Source organism: Herbaspirillum sp. Her3, from assembly GCF_057961275.1.
The window spans coordinates 2,724,272-2,740,292 of record NZ_CM176328.1 but is presented as its reverse complement, the minus strand read 5'-3'; the positions used below and the strand labels follow the sequence as shown (position 1 = coordinate 2,740,292).

Sequence of the window (16,021 nt, the reverse complement as noted above, 5' to 3'; positions counted from 1 at the left end):
GAAGCACCGGGGTACTGAGGCATTACGTCATCCTCATTCCTATTGAAAAGCCGGGAAAGGTAGAATCCCGCATGGGCGCGCACCGGGAGAGTTTCCCGGTGCCGCCGGTGGAGACCGCATGAAGATCCTGATAGTCGAAGACGAGCAAAAGATGTCCGAATACCTCTGCAAGGGCCTGACCGAGCAGGGTTGCGCGGTCGACGTGGCCTTTAACGGGGTCGACGGGCAGCACCTGGCGATCCAGCATGACTACGACGTCATCGTGCTGGACGTGATGCTGCCGGGCGTGGATGGCTTTGCCGTGCTGCGCTCGCTGCGCACGGTCAAGCAGACCCCGGTCATCATGCTGACCGCGCGCGACAGCGTGGAAGACCGCATCAAAGGCCTGCACGACGGTGCCGACGACTACCTCATCAAGCCCTTCTCCTTCCTCGAACTGCTGGCCCGCCTGCAGGCGCTGACCCGCCGCGGCCGAGTACAGGAGGCACCGCAACTGCGCATCGGCGACCTGCAGATCGACCTGATCTCGCGCAAGGCCTACCGGGGCGGTCTGCGCATCGACCTCACCGCCAAGGAGTTTGCCCTGCTGGCCGTGATGGCACGGCGCCAGGGCGAGATTCTCTCCAAGACGGCCATTGCCGAACTGGTCTGGGACATGAACTTCGACAGCAATACCAACGTGGTGGAAGTGGCCATCAAGCGCCTGCGCGCCAAGATCGACGCGCCCTTCGAGCAGAAGCTGCTGCACACCGTGCGCGGCATGGGCTACGTGCTGGAGCCGCGCGCCACCTCCGACGCCATCGATGACTGAGACCCAACCCACGTCGGCCGCTCCGGCCAAAAAGCGCCGCCTGCCGCTGCGCCAGTCCATCACTGCGCGCCTGGTACTGATGTCGGCGGCCTCGGCGCTGCTGATCTTTGCGGTGGCCGGGGTGGTGCTCTACACCGTGCTCAAGGGAGAATTGCTGCGCCATGAGCGCGATGCCCTCTTCACCACGCTCAATGACATCAGCTACCAGATCGAGCGCGTCGGCACCACGGAGCGCTGGGGCCGGGTACAGATGAAGCTGGCCACGCTGTCGCAAGCGGACCAGCACGTGTTCTTCTGGATCGCCAGCGACGACCCGCGCTTCACCTACGGCGACCTCACCCGCCTGTCGCCATCGGCCATCAGTCATGCCGACGGCAAGCAGGTCGGGCGCCTGCATCTGCCGGGCCATGCCTATCCGCTGCACATCATGACGCGCACCCTGCCGCCCTTCGAGGACAGGCCGGAGGTACGGGTCACGGTCGGCGTCGATGGCGCCCCCTATTTCGAGATGCGCCGCACCTTCCTCCTGGCCACCACGATTTCCTCGCTGCTGGGCATCGTGCTGGCCGTCATCTCCAGCTACTGGATTGCCCGCGCCGGGTTGGCACCGCTACGGCGCATGTCGGCGCGCGCCCAGAGTTTTTCGCCGCGCAAGCTGTCGGCGCGCATGCCGGTGGAAGCCTTGCCGGAAGAATTGTCGGTGCTGGCCGATGCCTTCAACGGCGCACTGGAACGCATTGAACACGCCTATACCCAGCTCGAAGCCTTCAACGCCGACGTCGCCCATGAACTGCGCACGCCGCTGGCCAACCTGATCGGCGAGACCCAGGTGGCGCTGGCGCGCGAACGCAGTGCGGGGGAATTCAAGGACGTGCTGCAATCGAACCTGGAAGAGCTGGACCGCATCCGTTCCATCGTCAACGACATGCTGTTCCTGGCCCGCTCGGACCAGGGCGAGGCAGCCACGGCACGCGTACCGGCGCAGGTGGCCGAGGCGGTGCAGAAGACGGTGGATTTCTTCGAGTTCGTGCTCGATGACACCGGCATGAGCATCACCGTCGCCGGCGACCTCCAGGCCACGGCCACCATGGAAACGGCACTCTTCAAGCGCGCCCTGACCAATCTGATCCAGAACGCCATCCAGCATTCGCCCCAAGGCGCGCAGTTGCGCATCGACATCGCGGCCGGCGAAGAGATGGTCAGAGTGGCCGTCACCAATCCCGGTCCGGCCATCGACGAACAGCACCTGCCGCGCCTGTTCGACCGCTTCTACCGCGTCGACAGCGCGCGCCAGGACATCAACGGCAGCCACGGCCACGGCCTGGGCCTGGCCATCGTCAAGGCGGTGGCGCGCATGCATGGCGGACGTGCCTTTGCCAGCAGCAGCGGCGGACACAACACCATCGGCTTTACCATCGCACGGCAATGAGGCCCTAGGGCCTGTTCACACTTAATCTGCGAGATGCGTTGCCCCCAGAAGGCGTGTTGGCAAGGCGCGCGTCAGGGCTGGTGGTGGTGCCACCAGCCCTGACGTGCAACGCGGCCAGCGCGCCTTCTGGGGGAAACCCTCCGGGAGAGGCCGCCAAGCGTCGCCTGCCGTTGTTGCAGCTCCTTGCCGTAGCACCGCTACGGCGCGTCGCCGCGCCTAGGCAGTCAACGCTTGGCGACCTCTCGCACTCGCAGATTAAGTGTGAACAGGCCCTAGATCACTTCCATCAGTAGCCGCGCTGGAGATCCACATTGGCGGCAATCTCGCCCGTCTGCCGATAGTGGCGGATATTGGCCGCCACGATGGCCGAGGCCGTGCCTGAATCGGTTGGCGCCGAACAATGCGGCAGCACCGTCACCGACGGATGCGACCACGGCCAGGCCTCTGGCGGCAATGGCTCGGTGGCAAACACGTCCAGCACCGCATGGCGCACGTGGCCGCCGTCGAGCGCCTGGCGCAAGGCCGCGTCATCGATGATCGGCCCGCGCGCAAAATTGATGAGCTGTGCCTGCGGCGGCAACAGTGCCAGCCGCGCCGCATCGAGCAGGCCGCGCGTCTCGGCGGTCAGCGGCAGCAGGCACACCAGGATATCGCTCTGTGCCAGCATCTGCGCCAGTCCTTCCAGGCCGCTATAGGTCTGCACCCCAGGCACGCTGCGCGCACTGCGGCTCCAGCCCATCACCGGGAAGCGCGCCTGGCGCAACGCACCGGCGGCTGCTTCACCCAGCGCACCCAGACCGAGGATGCCTACGCGGCGCTGTTCCGGCAGCACGTACTCCAGCGGCTGCCATTGCCGCGCCTGCTGCTGGCGCGCGTAATGCGGCATGTCGCGGTGCAGGTAGAGCGTCCAGGCCAGCACCGCCTCGGCCATGGTGGCGGCCAGCCGGGGATCGACCAGGCGCGTGATCTGCAGGCCGCTCTGCCCGAGATCGGCCACCAGCCGCTCCACCCCGGCCCAGACGCTGTGCACCCACTGCAATTGCGGCAGTTGCTTGAGGTGGGCCGGATCGGGATTGGCGACGATGGCCAGACGGCACTGCGCGCGCTGATCGTCATCCAGATCGGCAAAGGCCAGGATCTCCTCCTCCGGCATGGCCGCGCGCAACACCTCCAGCCAGGCGGCCACCGAGGCAGCGTCGCTCTGGCTGACGAAGGGAACCGGTGTGCGCCCGCTCATTTGGCGTATACCGTAGCCAGGTCGCGGAAGCCCTTGACTTCGATGGGATTGCCGGACGGGTCGAGGAAGAACATCGTAGCCTGCTCGCCCGGCTCGCCGGCAAAGCGTATCTGCGGTGCCAGCACGAACTGCACCGCACCGCTGGCGGTAAGGCGGTCGGCCAGTTGCTGCCAGTCCTCCATCTGCAAGATCACGCCCAGGTGCGGCATCGGCACCAGATGATGTCCGACGTGGCCGGTGTTGCTCACGGCAAACGGCTCACCCAGATGCAGCGAGAGCTGGTGGCCAAAGAAATCGATGTCGACCCAGGTCTCGGTACTGCGTCCTTCGGCGCAACCGAGCAGGTCGCAATAGAAGCGGCGCGACTGGTCGAGGTCGCGCACGTGGTAGGCCAGGTGAAAGATGGATTGCATGGAAGGTCCCGGATCGGCAGGCTGGTTGCGAAAGCCGACAAGCATACCGCAACGCAAGCCTCCGGGCGCTTGTATGGAAACAAGCCGCCGATGTCTCCATACACTCGCCAGCCGCGATTGACATGCGTCAAGCAGCGCCGGATTTGCGCTGGACGATGGCCGGGGCCCGGCCTACTCTGGATGTATGGCATCCCGCTGCGGATGTCTTCCCCATGAATCTCCCGAGGAGCCACCATGAGTTACAAGTCCATCCTGGTCCACGTTGACCAGTCGCGCCACGCTGCCCAACGCATCCGCATCGCCGCCGAGCTGGCCCGCGCTCAGCAGGCCCACCTGATCGGCAGTGCCGTCAGCGGCATCTCCAGCTTCATCACCATGGAAGGCGCTGCCTACATCGCGGCGCAGATGGATGGTTTCCGCGACCGCGCCCTGGCCGCGCTGGAAAACTTCGACAAGATCGCCAACAGCGTGGGCGTGCCCTCCTGCGAAAAGCGCTTCATCGATGACGACGCCGAAGGCGGCCTGGCGCTGCAGGCGCGCTATGCCGACCTGGTGGTGGTGAGCCAGGCCGATCTGGACGATGCCGATGACAGCTTCCTGACCGACCTGCCCGAATACGTCATGCTCAACGCCCCGCGTCCGGTGCTCATCATTCCCAGTGCCGGTGAATTCAAGCATGTGGGCAAGAACGCACTGATCGCCTGGGATGGCAGCATGGAATCGACCCGTGCCATCACCGCCGCCCTGCCGCTGCTGCGCCAGGCCGACAACGTGACGGTGGTGCTCTTCAATTCCGACAAGCGCCTGGGCACCCATGGCGAAGAACCCGGTGCCGATATCGCGCTCTACCTGGCGCGCCACGGTGTGAAGGTGGAAGTGGCGCAGGAACAGACCCCGCTGGATATCGGCAATGCCCTGCTGTCACTGGCGGCCGACAAGGGCTCCGACCTGCTGGTCATGGGCGGCTATGGCCATACCCGCTTCCGCGAAGTGCTGCTGGGCGGCGTGACCCTGACCATCCTCAAGACCATGACGCTGCCGGTGCTGATGGCGCATTGATACGGCCATCGCTCTACAGGCCCTAGCGCAGTTCCGCCACCGGCCCCTCGCGGGCCGGTGTCTTTTGGGTGGCCAGCCGTTGGCGCTGCTGCAGGCGGGCACGGCGCTTGCGCACCCAGATCACCACGCCCGTCACCGACAGCATTGCCACCAGCGCGCCCATGAGCGAAATCAGGACGCGTCCGGGCAAGCCGAGGATGCGCCCGGAATGCAGCGGGAACTGCGCCTGCAGGAAGATATCGCCCGCACTGCCCCGCCCCGGAATCTTGCCGCCCTCATACGCGCCAGTCATGGCATCGAAATACAGCCAGGCATTGCCCAGCCCCGCATCGCCGTGGTCATTGCCGGGCTGGAAGAAGCCCACGCCATACACGCCGAACATGCCCGAGTAGAACACCCCGCCGACCGGTTCGGTCAAGCCGAGCTTCTGCCCTTGCGCGCGGCCCAGCGCCACCGCTTCTTCACGCGAGAGGCGCGGCTCCGGCACCTTGTCGGGCGCAATCGGCGTGCGGGTCTCGAAGGGACCGGCGCTCAGCGTGGAAAAGGTTTGCAGAATCGGGCGCATCACCGGACGCTCCAGGTTCATCGACACCGAGGTCACGGCCAGAATCAGCAGCAAGCCCCAGACCCAGACGCCACCGGAACGATGCAGATCGAAATTGAGCTTGTGCCCGCCCTCGCGCCAGCGGAAGGCCAGCGACTTGCGCCAGCTGCGCCAGTTGGGAAAGGAAAGATAGAGCGCGATAAAACAATCCAGCGCCCACACGATGCCGATGATGCCCATCAGCCAGACGCCCGTTTCAATGCCGCCGACATCAGGCAGGTGCATCGTGTAATGCAGCTTGTAGAGGAAAGGCAGCAGGTTTTCACGTGCCAGGGAAATTGCGCCCCACATGCGCCGGCCCTGGATTTCTCCCGTTACCGGGTCAACCGCAATCTGGTTGTAATCCAGCACCGGCAGCTTGCCGGTGGCCGGGTCCAGGCGCGGCTCGACCATCATGCCGATGGTTTCGCCGGGTTCGGCCTGGGTGAGCACATAGGTCACGCGCAGCTCGGGTTCGGCGGCTTCCACCCGCCGTGCCAGTTCCAGGCCCGGCATGGGAGCGCCGGCATCGGCACGGTCGGCGCTGCGGGCATGGTAAAGCTGCGGATTGAGCCAGGCATCGAGCTCATGATCCCAGGAGATCACCGCGCCGGTCGCGCCGGCGATGAACAGGAAGACCGCCACGGCCAGGCCGAACCAGCGATGCAGAAGAACGAGAAGGTGACGCATGGGCTGAGGTCAGGTGGCTAAGCGGCAGCGGGGTCCATGAAATCTCAACGAAGATTTTCTCTTCATTTAGACTAAATCAAATACGAACGATAATGGTTCTTATTTATTGTATGCAATATGACAAAAAAAGGAAACCTTGCTGACCAACTTTCTGCTGACCGGGCAATAAGCTCCTCGAATTGATTCGACATAGCGCTGCAAAAATTACTGAATATGGTTGATCTCTTGCCGCCTATCCACCACAGCCGGGCCGATGGATTTATCTTCACTGCTTTTCATCGTATGAAAGGAAGTGCACATGCCCAGGGCCATCATTCGTCTCGACGATCCCACCTCGCACGGCGGCGTGGTGCAGCAGGGATTTGCGAATGTGAAGTTGTACGGCAAACCGATGGCGGGTGTCGGCCATCGCGGCTATTGCCCGCAATGCCGATGTGAATTCGTCATCCTGGCCAGTGAACAAAAATACGAATACCTGGGACGCAACGCGGCGGTGGAAGGCATGCTGACCTCCTGCGGCGCAGTCCTCATCGCCACCCAGCATCTGGCCAGGATTGCCGGCACGCCGGGGGACTCCTGATATGAACGAAAAAATGGCCTGCGCGTGGGGGAGCAGGCCATCTCTTCAAGGTGGCGGTGCATGATGCATCGCCCTGCCCTCGAACTACCTCATCAGGCGGTGGCGATCTTCTTGAGGATCTCCTGCAACTGATCGATATCGTAGGGCTTGGGCAGCGAGTGCGAGGCAAAACCGACGTTGCGCGTCACCATGGCACCGTAGCCGGACGCAAAGATCACCGACATCTCCGGGAAGCGCTCCAGCGCCCGCTTGGCCAGCTCCACGCCGGACATGCCGGGCAGGTTGACGTCAGTGAAGAGCACATCGAAACGCTGCTCGCCCAGGGCCTGCTGGGCATCCTCGCCGCTGACCACGCCGCGCGCCTGGTGGCCCAGCGTCTCCAGCAACTCGCACACCAGTTGCTGCGAATCGATGTTGTCTTCCACCACCAGCAGACGCAGCCCGCTGGCCGATTCAGGCGTTTGCTCCATCGTCGACTGCGGCTGCTGTGCTGGCGCGGCCGCCTTCGCTGCTGCATTGGCCGGCTGATCGAAGTGCGCATCCTGGCCCTCAGCCTGCCGCTGGCGATCGCCGACCGGCAGCACATGGACCGTGGCGCTGGCATTGGCCTGGTCGCGCTCGCGCGTGACCCGGGCCAGTTCGATGCGGTGGGCGCGGTTGGACAGCATCTGGCGGATGCGCTGTGCCAGCTGGTTGATGCGATACGGTTTGGAAAGCAACTCCACGCCGGCGTCCAGCCGCCCTTCATGGACGATGGCATCGCGCGGATAGCCCGAGGTGAACAGGATCTCGATGTCCGGCAGCAACTGCCGCGCCTGGCGCGCCAGCTCGGTCACCGGCACGCTGCCCGGCATCACCACGTCGGTAAACATCATGTCCACCGCCATGCCGCTCTGCAGGATGGCCAGGGCGCGCTCGCCGTTGTCGGCCTTGAGCACGCGGTAGCCCAGCGAGGACAGCGTATCGATCACCGTCAGTTGCAGGTTGGGATCGTCTTCCACCACCAGGATGGTCTCGTCGCCACCGCGCACTTCCATGTCGCGGTTTTCGTCGATGACCACTTCCTGCTCCACGCAGCGCGGGAAGTAGATGCGGATCGTGGTGCCCTTGCCGGATTCGCTGTGCAGGCTGATGTGGCCACGGCTCTGCTTGACGAAGCCATAGGCCATCGACAGCCCCAGTCCGGTGCCCTCGCCTTCGCGCTTGGTCGTGAAGAAAGGTTCGAAGGCGCGCTCGCGGACCTCGGGCGACATGCCGGCGCCGTTATCGGAAATCTGCAACTCCACATAGTCGCCGGGCTGCAGATCGGCCTGGGAGAGAAAGGCCGGATCGCTCAGCTGCACGTTATCGATCTGCAGTGTCAGCCGTCCGCCATTGGGCATGGCATCGCGCGAGTTGATGGCGGTGTTGATGATGAGGTTCTCGACCTGGTTGGGGTCGAGCATGGTATTCCACAGATCATGGGTGATGACCGTGGATATCTCGATGTTCTCGCCCACGGCGCGGCGCAGCAGATCCTCCATGTTCTGCACCACGCGCTCCAGGTTGATGCTGCGCGGCTGCAAAGGCTGGCGGCGGGCAAAGGCCAGCAGTTGCGAAGACAGCTTGGCGCCCCGGTCGACTGCACCAATGGCGGTACGCACGCGCTGGCGGCTGCGCTCATCCAGGCGCGGATCGGTCTGCAGCAATTGCAGGTTGCCGCCGATGATCTGCAGCACATTGTTGAAGTCGTGCGCCACACCGCCGGTAAGCTGCCCCACCGCTTCCATCTTCTGCATCTGCCGCAGCGCCGCTTCGGCACGACTGCGCTCGAGGATTTCCTCGACCACGCGCTGCTCCAGCGTATCGTTGAGTTCGCGCAGCGCCTCTTCGGCGCGGCGCCGTTCGGTGATGTCGGTGGAGACCGCGATCATGGCCTGCGGACGTCCCTCGTCATCGACGATGCGGCTGATGTCGCTGGAGACCCAGAAGGCGCTGCCATCCGGGCGCAGATAGCGTTTTTCGAGCGTGAACGAACTGCCATGCTCAATGCAGCGATTGAACAGCGTCATGTTCATCGGCACGTCATCCGGATGGGTGACGTCGGCCAGGGTCATCTCCAGCATCTCGGCTTCGGTGCGGCCGAGCATGCGGCACAGCGCCTGGTTCACGCGCAGGTAGCGGCCTTGCAGGTCGAGTTCGGAGAAGCAGACCGAGGCTTGGTTGAAGATGGCGGTGAGGCGGTTCTCGCTCCAGGACAGGGCCTGCATGCCGCGCCGCCGTTCGGTCAGGTCGATGAAGGTGCACAGCGCACCTTGCAGCTCGCCGTCCTGCCACACCGGATGCACCTGGTATTGCACCGGGAAGCTGGTGCCATCGACGCGCAGGAAGTCTTCGCTATCCACATGTGCGGTCAGGCCTTCGCGCGCGGCCCGCAGCACGGCACAATCGCCGCGCGTGTCAGTCTCGCCGGCGCTGGCAATCACGTCATGCAGGGGGCGGCCGAGCACGTCCTTTTCGCTGGCGTAGCCGAGCAATTGCAGGAAGGCGGCATTGCAAAGCGTGACGATGCCCTCGCGGTCGATCGAGAAGAAGCCCTGGTCGGTGGAATCCAGCAGTTGCCGCACGAAGGCATTGTTGGCGCGCACGCTCGCCTCAGAAGCGGCCAGCGCCTGCTCCATGAGCTTGCGCGAGGTCACGTCGAAGACTACCCCCACGTAGCGCGCACCGGCGCGCGGATCGTCTTCCACCACCTCGCCCTTGCGGGCCAGCCAGCGCTGTTCGCCGTCCGGGCGGGTGATGTGGTATTCGGTGTATTCCAGCGGATTGCGCAAGCCACCTTCCTTGATGCGAGCCGTGCCCAGATTCGGGTGGAATTCTTCATCGATCATGTCCACCAGTTGCTGCGAGCTCACCTCGCCTTCGGGCGGCAGGCCCCACAAGCGGCGGAAACGGTCCGAGACGGCCAGCTTGCCGGTCGCCGGAAACCACTCGAAGATGCCGATACCGCCGGCCCGATCGACGATGCGCAGGCGCTCTTCAGCAACGTAGCGTTCGGTGACGTCGTTGCCCTCGATGAAGATACCCGCCACCTTGCCGTCGGCATCCTTGATGGGCTGGAACACGAAGTCCAGCACGGCACCGGCAAAACCGCTCTCGTGTGCGCGCCGCAGGAACAGGCGCGCGCCGCGTTCGGTATAGGTCTGGCCGGTGTGGTAAACGCGGTCCAGCAATTCGTAGAGATTTTCGTCCAGCAGTTCCGGCAGTGCTTCACGCGCCGGCAAGCCCAGCACCGGGCGCTCGCCGAAGAGCTTGAAATAAGCGCCATTGACGCGTTCGAAGACATGCTGCGGACCTCGCACCACGGCCTTGAAACTGGGCGACTGTTCCATCAGATCGCGCAGCAGGTCGGTGTGGGCCAGCGCCGTATCGAGCGCACTGGCGCGCACCAGCGTACAGAGCACGCCGGCGACCTGCGCGGCATCGCCCTCGGCGCTGTCTTCCCACACTGGTACGCACGACAGGTCCCATTGATCCGTTGCACCGTGCCCCTGACCGGCTCCGGGCAGTGACACGCGTGCGAGCTGCTGTTGCTGGCCGCTGAAGGCCGCGCCGATGGCCGCCTCGCACAGCCGCCCCGCACCACGCCACAGGGAAGAATCGCTGAGCCGCGCACCGAACGCCGCCGGATGGGCGGCACCGATACAGGCAGCGAAGGCATCGTTGTAGAGCATCACGCGCGCCGCGCTCCACACGAGCAAACTGGGCAAAGGAGAATGCAGAGCAATATTGAGCGAGGTGCGCAAGGTCGGCGACCATTGCGCCGGCGCACCCAGGGGACTTGCCGTCCAATCGGTTGCCGTGACGATCTGCGCGGCCAGACCTGTGCCGCGCAACCAAGAAATGTCTGCCATGTCGTGAAACTTACCTTTAAGCCTAGCGTTGAGCACCGAGGTCTGATGGGTGAGAGGCTGGCGCCTTCGTGCTCCCCGCTGGTCCCTTCATTGTTGTTCGCATCCACTGCAGCAGGCGCTTTACCAGAGCGCCCCCTGCTGCGTGCCGCCGACGATTATACGGGAAGCCCGCCCCCCTTCCGGGCTCACTCTCAGCTCACGGAAAAACCGCCATCGGCCGCAATACCGCATGGCGCAGGCGTGTGCGCGGGCCTCCTGTTTTCCTACACGAGATCGCGACGCGCACCTACAGTTGCGACATCAAAACAGTGGCCGCACGCGAAGAGGCCAGGCGGCTCAGCTGGATTTCTCGTTTTTCTTTTTCAGGGCACGTTCCTCGCGCAGCAGCCGGTTGAGTTCAGCCAGTTCCTGCACCGCCTCCTGCGTCAGGATCACGGGTTCGTTGGGCCGGTACGCGCGACCGCCGAGACGGCCATTCATGCCGATGTAGGCGCGTGCGCAGCGGCGCCGGTACGCCAGGATATCTTCCTCGCCATGCAGCGGCTGTCCCGCGCTGTCTTGGGCCGGCACGGGGTAGGACGACAGCGGCATGGGTTCAGGTTCGGCGTCGCCGCCAGCCTGGCCCTGCGAAGAGATATGGTTGCGGTAGGCCGTCCAGTCGCCTTGCTGGATGGCGATCAGAGGATCATAAGGATGGGTGGAATCAGACTTGTCCATGAGGCTACCCTGCTCAAAGATCCGACGCCGACCACTTGCGCCGGGCTGGTTGCAACATCAGCTTGTCCTGGGTGGCATCGCTGCTGGCCTGGGCCTGCCAGCGCTCGCGCTGCCACTGATCAACCAGCCGCGTGGTCTGGCCAACACCGTGATTGATCTTTTCCCTGTGTTTCATCGACAGCATGGGTGTTCGCTCCCTGATCTGGGCCAGGTCGCCATGCTGCCAAAAACTTCCGATGACACTTCATTTTAGCCAGACGCAGCAAAACTGGAAGAGCTTGATGCGCCGGGCTCACACGAATTGTCGTTCCAGAAGACGGGACAGCGCAGGACCGGGCTTTCTTTTCCCGTGCGGCATCAATCGGTGCGATCGTGCCGCGTTGTTTCTGCGAGTATTGCGGATCTTAAAACGTCGCATGGATGAGTCACTATCGGACGGTTCCCGATTGACTTGTAGGACAAAACGGAAGAGCGTTCACGCAGCGAGACAACCCGGATCGCCATCGCGAGGCTGCAACGAATTAAAAGTTGTCCGCCCTTCACCAAGCTTTACGATGACGCCTATAATGGGCATTTCCCGAAGTCAAGAATGCGCATCGTTCTCTTGCAGCGACCGGCTGCCTGAGTCAGAGCCGGGTCTCCCGGATGCCATCGCCTTCACGCCCTCCAACTCGCCGCCGCTGTGGTCAACGTGCCGGTAATTCGATGTCCTGCTCAGGCCGGCATCGAGAAAGTAGTGCATGAGCAATCCGTACCACGCAAGCCGCCGGCGAGCGGTCGACCTGAGCAATTGTGATCAGGAGCCGATCCACATCCCGGGTTCCATCCAGAATCACGGTGCGCTCCTGTGCTTCACGCCCCAGGGCGAGCTGGCCACGCGCAGCGCCAATGCCGCTGCGCTGCTGGGCGCACTGCCCGAAGCCGGGCAACCGCTCGGCGCAGACCATCTCACCCCGGCTGCCCGCGCGCTGATTCATGCAGCGTTGCAAGACCGGCAGGGCTACGTCGATTCGCGGATGATCACGCTGGAGGGCGGCACCTTCGATCTGGTCACCCACAAATCCGAAGGCATGCTCATCGCTGAATTCGAACAGCGTGCCGCAGATGCGCTCCCGCTGGAGGCCTTTGCCCTGGCCGCCCACCAGGCCATCCAGCGCATCCAGCGCCAGCCCGGCGTGGAAGACCTGCTCACGGTGGCCGTCGACGAGATCGCCCGCATCACCGGCTTTGACCGCGTGATGGCCTATCGCTTCCGGCATGACGACAGCGGCGAAGTCATCGCCGAGCACAAGCGCGAAGACCTCGAACCCTTCCTCGGCCAGCGCTATCCGGCCAGTGATATCCCGGCCCAGGCGCGGCGCCTGTACGTGATCAATCCGATCCGTCTGATCGCCGACGTGAGCGCCCCCACCGTGGCACTGGAACCGGATCACAATGCGCTCACCGGCCGTGCGCTGGACCTGAGCCACAGCATGTTGCGCAGCGTCTCGCCGGTGCATATCGAATACCTCAGCAACATGGGCGTGGGCGCCTCCATGAGCCTGTCCATCGTGATCGGCGAGCGCCTGTGGGGCCTGATCGCCTGCCACCATATGCAAGCGCATCGGGTGCCGCATGCGGTGCGCATGTCCTGCCAGCTGCTGGCGCAATTCGTCAGCGCCCTGGTGGAACGCAATCTCAACGGCGAGCGCGCCCGTGCGCTTGAACACAGCGCCGACCTGCGCCGCCAGATCGTGGCCCAGGTGACCGACCGCGAAGACATCGTGCTGGCGCTGGCGGCCGACCATGCGGGCTACCTGCAACTGATGAATGCCCATGGCGGCGCCATCTCCCTGGACCGCAAGACCCAGGTCTTTGGCAAGGCGCCCTCGCGTGAAGGCGTCAACGCGCTGATCAACTGGCTCAATGAAAACGAACCGGGCGACTATTTCTCCACCAGTGCGCTGGGCGCCGACGTGCCGGCCCTGAAGGCGGCGCTGGGGGATATCTGCGGCGTGCTGGCCGTACGCTTTTATCGTCAACAGGATGGCTATGCCTTCTGGTTCCGCACCGAACAGGTGGAAGACGTGCGCTGGGGCGGCAATCCCGAAAAGAAATACAGCATCGGCCCGCTCGGCCCGCGTCTCACGCCGCGCGGCTCCTTCGCCGTCTGGAAGGAAACGGTACGCGGCAAGAGCCTGCCATGGGACAAGACGCAAACCGAAATCGCCAGCCAGTTGCGCCTGGACCTGCAGGAAGTGGCGCTGTCCAACGAGAACATGCTCAAGCGCGCCCGCGAAACCCTGCTGGCCACCCTGGGCCATGACCTGCGCGATCCGCTGCAGGCCATCATGATGGCCGCCCGCATGATCGAGGTGCGCGAGCCTTCGCCCTCCAGCGCCAACCTCAGCAAGCGCATCTCTTCCTCATCGAGCCGCATGCATCGCCTGATCTCGCAGGTGCTCGACATCAGCCGCCTGCAAAGCGGCATGGGCCTGGACATACAGCGCCGCCCGGTGGACGCGCGCAAGATGGTCACCGAGATCGTCAATGAAGCACGCATGGCCTATCCCGACAACGAGATCATCCTGGAAGCGGAAGACTGCGGCGAGATCGAACTGGATGGCGACCGCATCAGCCAGGTGGTTTCCAACCTGCTCTCCAACACGCGCCATCACGGCGAGATCGGCAAGCCCTCGACGTTGATCGTGTTCCGCCGCGCGGACGTGCTGACGATCTCGGTGTCCAACCATGGTCCGGCCATCCCGTCGGCAGTGCGCGAGCACATGTTCAAGCCCTACAAGAAGGAATCCATGGGCAACCAGCGCAATGCGCGCGGCCTGGGTCTGGGCCTGTACATCGTCAGCGAAATCGTCAGCGGCCATGGCGGCAAGATCGCAGTGAACTGCGACCACCACATCATTACCTTCACCGTCACGCTTCCCATCATGGCCGGCTAAGCCAGGCAACGGCCTGCAAGGCCCGCAAGCAGGCGATGCCTTAAGCAGCCAGCGGCAGGCTGACGAAGAAACTTGCACCCTGCCCGGGACCGGCGCTGCAAGCGCGCAAGCGGCCGCCGTGCAACTCCACCAACTGGCGTGTCACCGCCAGCCCCAAGCCAAGGCCCGAAGCGCTGCCCAAGGCGGGCCCCGGTTCGCGCTGCGGCGGAAACAATCGCTCCAGTTCGGCCGCTGCCATGCCCTGGCCGCTATCGCGCACCTCCAGTTCGACCTCGCTGTCACGCCGGTGCAGGCACAGCAGCACCCAGCCCTGGCGCGGCGTGAAGCGGATGGCATTCATCAGGAGCTTGCCCAGCACCTGCCGCAAGCGCATGGCATCTCCCAGCACCGTGCCGGCTGCCGGCTCGGCACGCAGCGCGATCTCCTTGGCTACGGCCGCGCTGCGGACGGTGGCGATGGCGTCGCCGATGAGTTCGGCCAGAGGGACGGGCTCGGCCGCCAGCCGCAGCGAGCCGGACAGAATGCGGTTGGTATCGAGCAGATTCTCCACCAGTTGCGCCTGCAGCCGCGCATTGCGTTCGATCACCTGCAAGCCCTTGTGCAGCTTGGCGGGATCGGTGGCATCGCGCAGCAGGTATTGGGTCCAGCCGAGGATGGCATTGAGGGGTGTGCGCAGTTCATGCGAGAGCGTGTCGAGGAAGGTCTCGCGGCCGCTGCGCAGGCGTGCCACCTCGGCCTGGGCGGCTTGCCCGGCCGCCAGCAGCGCCTCGCGTTCCTGTTCCAGCTGGTGCACCCGCTCCCAGGCCTGCCTTGCATCGCGCGCCTGCGACTGCTGTGCCAGCACGCGCTGCACGATCTCCGGCAAGTGGTCGAGATAATCGCTGGTCTTGGGCAGTACATCGGCCACGCCTGCGCGCAGGGCCTCGATGATGTGCAGCTCGTCCGAGAGGCCCGAGACCATGATGGCCGGGATCTCCACTCCCGCCGCGCGCAGGCTGCGGAAAAAATCCAGGCCGCTCTCCAGGGCCTGCAGGTTGTAGTCCACGATCAGCAGGTCGGGGCAATCGCCCTGCACCGCCGCGTGCGCCGACCCGGCATCGGTCACGGCGGTGACGCGGTGGCCGTGCTTCTTGAGGACGCGGCTGGCCAGGGCCAGCAGGCCGTCGTCATCCTCCAGCACCAGCACGTGAGCGATGGTGGCGGTCATCGTGATTCGCTCTCCCGTGACACCACGCCGGGTGCCGGCAACTTGACCACCTGCAGGAAGAAGCCCAGGCGCCGCACCGCCTCGATGAAGTCGTCGTATTCCACCGGCTTGGTGATGTAGACGTTGCAGCCCACTTCATAGCAATGGGCGATTTCGCGGGGATCGTCGGTGGTGGTGAGCATGATGACCGGAATGGCGGCAGTGGCGGCGTCCTGCTTCATCCGCCGCAGCACCTCCACGCCGTTGACGCGCGGCATGTTCACGTCCAGCAGCACCACCAGCTGTTGCAGGTCGGCGCGCCCCAGGTCGCCACCAAAGAAATAATCCAGCGCTTCCTGCCCGTCGCGCAGGCGCTGGAAGCCATTGACCAGGCCAGCGCGCCGCAGGTTCTTCTCGACCAGTAGCGCATGGCCGTCGTCGTCTTCGACCAGGATGATGTTGACGCTCTGCCCTGTGGCCATCT

13 protein-coding genes are annotated in these 16,021 nt (G+C 64.4%); 5 read left to right on the top strand and 8 right to left on the bottom strand.

Translation table 11 applies throughout. The features are described from left to right. The first annotated feature begins 118 nt into the window (after positions 1–118). Together ACVC5H_RS12535 and ACVC5H_RS12530 are read left to right on the top strand one after the other, a co-directional pair. Entirely contained in the window at positions 119–811 is a 693-nt protein-coding gene (locus ACVC5H_RS12535) for a heavy metal response regulator transcription factor (protein WP_489622605.1), read from the top strand. Beyond that, a complete protein-coding gene (locus tag ACVC5H_RS12530) occupies positions 804–2,240 on the top strand; it encodes a heavy metal sensor histidine kinase (RefSeq protein ID WP_489622604.1) in 1,437 nt (478 codons plus the stop codon). Before ACVC5H_RS12535 ends, ACVC5H_RS12530 begins: the two co-directional genes overlap by 8 nt. Positions 2,241–2,526: 286 nt before the next feature. Here ACVC5H_RS12530 and ACVC5H_RS12525 read toward each other — a convergent pair whose 3' ends face one another. Beyond that, complete coding sequence (locus ACVC5H_RS12525; protein ID WP_489622603.1) at positions 2,527–3,477, bottom strand: 2-hydroxyacid dehydrogenase; 951 nt, start codon at positions 3,475–3,477, stop codon at positions 2,527–2,529. Beyond that, a complete protein-coding gene (locus tag ACVC5H_RS12520; RefSeq protein ID WP_489622602.1) occupies positions 3,474–3,890 on the bottom strand; it encodes a VOC family protein in 417 nt (138 codons plus the stop codon). Before ACVC5H_RS12520 ends, ACVC5H_RS12525 begins: the two co-directional genes overlap by 4 nt. A 234-nt stretch (positions 3,891–4,124) precedes the next feature. On the opposite strand from ACVC5H_RS12520, the gene ACVC5H_RS12515 reads away from it, so the two are divergent. Continuing rightward, positions 4,125–4,949, top strand: coding sequence for a universal stress protein (locus tag ACVC5H_RS12515; protein WP_489622601.1), 825 nt, complete (start codon positions 4,125–4,127; stop codon positions 4,947–4,949). Between the two features lie 22 nt (positions 4,950–4,971). Here ACVC5H_RS12515 and ACVC5H_RS12510 read toward each other — a convergent pair whose 3' ends face one another. Continuing rightward, positions 4,972–6,222 (bottom strand): PepSY-associated TM helix domain-containing protein, encoded by a 1,251-nt coding sequence (locus ACVC5H_RS12510; protein WP_489622600.1) that lies wholly within the window; start codon positions 6,220–6,222, stop codon positions 4,972–4,974. Positions 6,223–6,520: 298 nt separating this feature from the next. Between ACVC5H_RS12510 and ACVC5H_RS12505 the strand changes: the two genes are divergently transcribed. Beyond that, entirely contained in the window at positions 6,521–6,802 is a 282-nt protein-coding gene (locus ACVC5H_RS12505; protein WP_489622599.1) for a PAAR domain-containing protein, read from the top strand. Between the two features lie 92 nt (positions 6,803–6,894). Here the strand turns inward: ACVC5H_RS12505 and ACVC5H_RS12500 are convergent, their stop codons facing one another. From ACVC5H_RS12500 to ACVC5H_RS12490, 3 genes are all read right to left on the bottom strand, one after another. Next, positions 6,895–10,695 carry a hybrid sensor histidine kinase/response regulator gene (locus ACVC5H_RS12500; protein WP_489622598.1) on the bottom strand — a complete coding sequence of 1,267 codons (3,801 nt, stop codon included), beginning with the start codon at positions 10,693–10,695 and terminating at the stop codon, positions 6,895–6,897. A gap of 336 nt (positions 10,696–11,031) precedes the next feature. After that, on the bottom strand, positions 11,032–11,412 hold the full coding sequence (locus tag ACVC5H_RS12495; protein WP_489622597.1) for a hypothetical protein: 381 nt from the start codon (positions 11,410–11,412) through the stop codon (positions 11,032–11,034). Positions 11,413–11,425: 13 nt separating this feature from the next. Beyond that, positions 11,426–11,596: a hypothetical protein gene (locus ACVC5H_RS12490; RefSeq protein WP_489622596.1), complete on the bottom strand. Its 171-nt coding sequence runs from the start codon at positions 11,594–11,596 to the stop codon at positions 11,426–11,428. Between the two features lie 556 nt (positions 11,597–12,152). Here ACVC5H_RS12490 and ACVC5H_RS12485 point away from each other — a divergent pair. Continuing rightward, positions 12,153–14,351 (top strand): ATP-binding protein, encoded by a 2,199-nt coding sequence (locus ACVC5H_RS12485; protein WP_489622595.1) that lies wholly within the window; start codon positions 12,153–12,155, stop codon positions 14,349–14,351. Between the two features lie 40 nt (positions 14,352–14,391). Here the strand turns inward: ACVC5H_RS12485 and ACVC5H_RS12480 are convergent, their stop codons facing one another. Continuing rightward, positions 14,392–15,558: a sensor histidine kinase gene (locus ACVC5H_RS12480; RefSeq protein WP_489622594.1), complete on the bottom strand. Its 1,167-nt coding sequence runs from the start codon at positions 15,556–15,558 to the stop codon at positions 14,392–14,394. Further along, entirely contained in the window at positions 15,555–16,019 is a 465-nt protein-coding gene (locus ACVC5H_RS12475) for a response regulator (protein WP_489622593.1), read from the bottom strand. The genes ACVC5H_RS12480 and ACVC5H_RS12475 overlap by 4 nt, the downstream gene beginning before the upstream one ends. Positions 16,020–16,021 lie beyond the last annotated feature (2 nt).

Coding starts and splice junctions, on each gene's coding strand:
- ACVC5H_RS12535 (WP_489622605.1), top strand. CDS start 119: ATGAAGATCCTGATAGTCGAAGACGAGCAAAAGATGTCCGAATACCTC.
- ACVC5H_RS12530 (WP_489622604.1), top strand. CDS start 804: ATGACTGAGACCCAACCCACGTCGGCCGCTCCGGCCAAAAAGCGCCGC.
- ACVC5H_RS12525 (WP_489622603.1), bottom strand. CDS start 3,477: ATGAGCGGGCGCACACCGGTTCCCTTCGTCAGCCAGAGCGACGCTGCC.
- ACVC5H_RS12520 (WP_489622602.1), bottom strand. CDS start 3,890: ATGCAATCCATCTTTCACCTGGCCTACCACGTGCGCGACCTCGACCAG.
- ACVC5H_RS12515 (WP_489622601.1), top strand. CDS start 4,125: ATGAGTTACAAGTCCATCCTGGTCCACGTTGACCAGTCGCGCCACGCT.
- ACVC5H_RS12510 (WP_489622600.1), bottom strand. CDS start 6,222: ATGCGTCACCTTCTCGTTCTTCTGCATCGCTGGTTCGGCCTGGCCGTG.
- ACVC5H_RS12505 (WP_489622599.1), top strand. CDS start 6,521: ATGCCCAGGGCCATCATTCGTCTCGACGATCCCACCTCGCACGGCGGC.
- ACVC5H_RS12500 (WP_489622598.1), bottom strand. CDS start 10,695: ATGGCAGACATTTCTTGGTTGCGCGGCACAGGTCTGGCCGCGCAGATC.
- ACVC5H_RS12495 (WP_489622597.1), bottom strand. CDS start 11,412: ATGGACAAGTCTGATTCCACCCATCCTTATGATCCTCTGATCGCCATC.
- ACVC5H_RS12490 (WP_489622596.1), bottom strand. CDS start 11,596: ATGCTGTCGATGAAACACAGGGAAAAGATCAATCACGGTGTTGGCCAG.
- ACVC5H_RS12485 (WP_489622595.1), top strand. CDS start 12,153: ATGAGCAATCCGTACCACGCAAGCCGCCGGCGAGCGGTCGACCTGAGC.
- ACVC5H_RS12480 (WP_489622594.1), bottom strand. CDS start 15,558: ATGACCGCCACCATCGCTCACGTGCTGGTGCTGGAGGATGACGACGGC.
- ACVC5H_RS12475 (WP_489622593.1), bottom strand. CDS start 16,019: ATGGCCACAGGGCAGAGCGTCAACATCATCCTGGTCGAAGACGACGAC.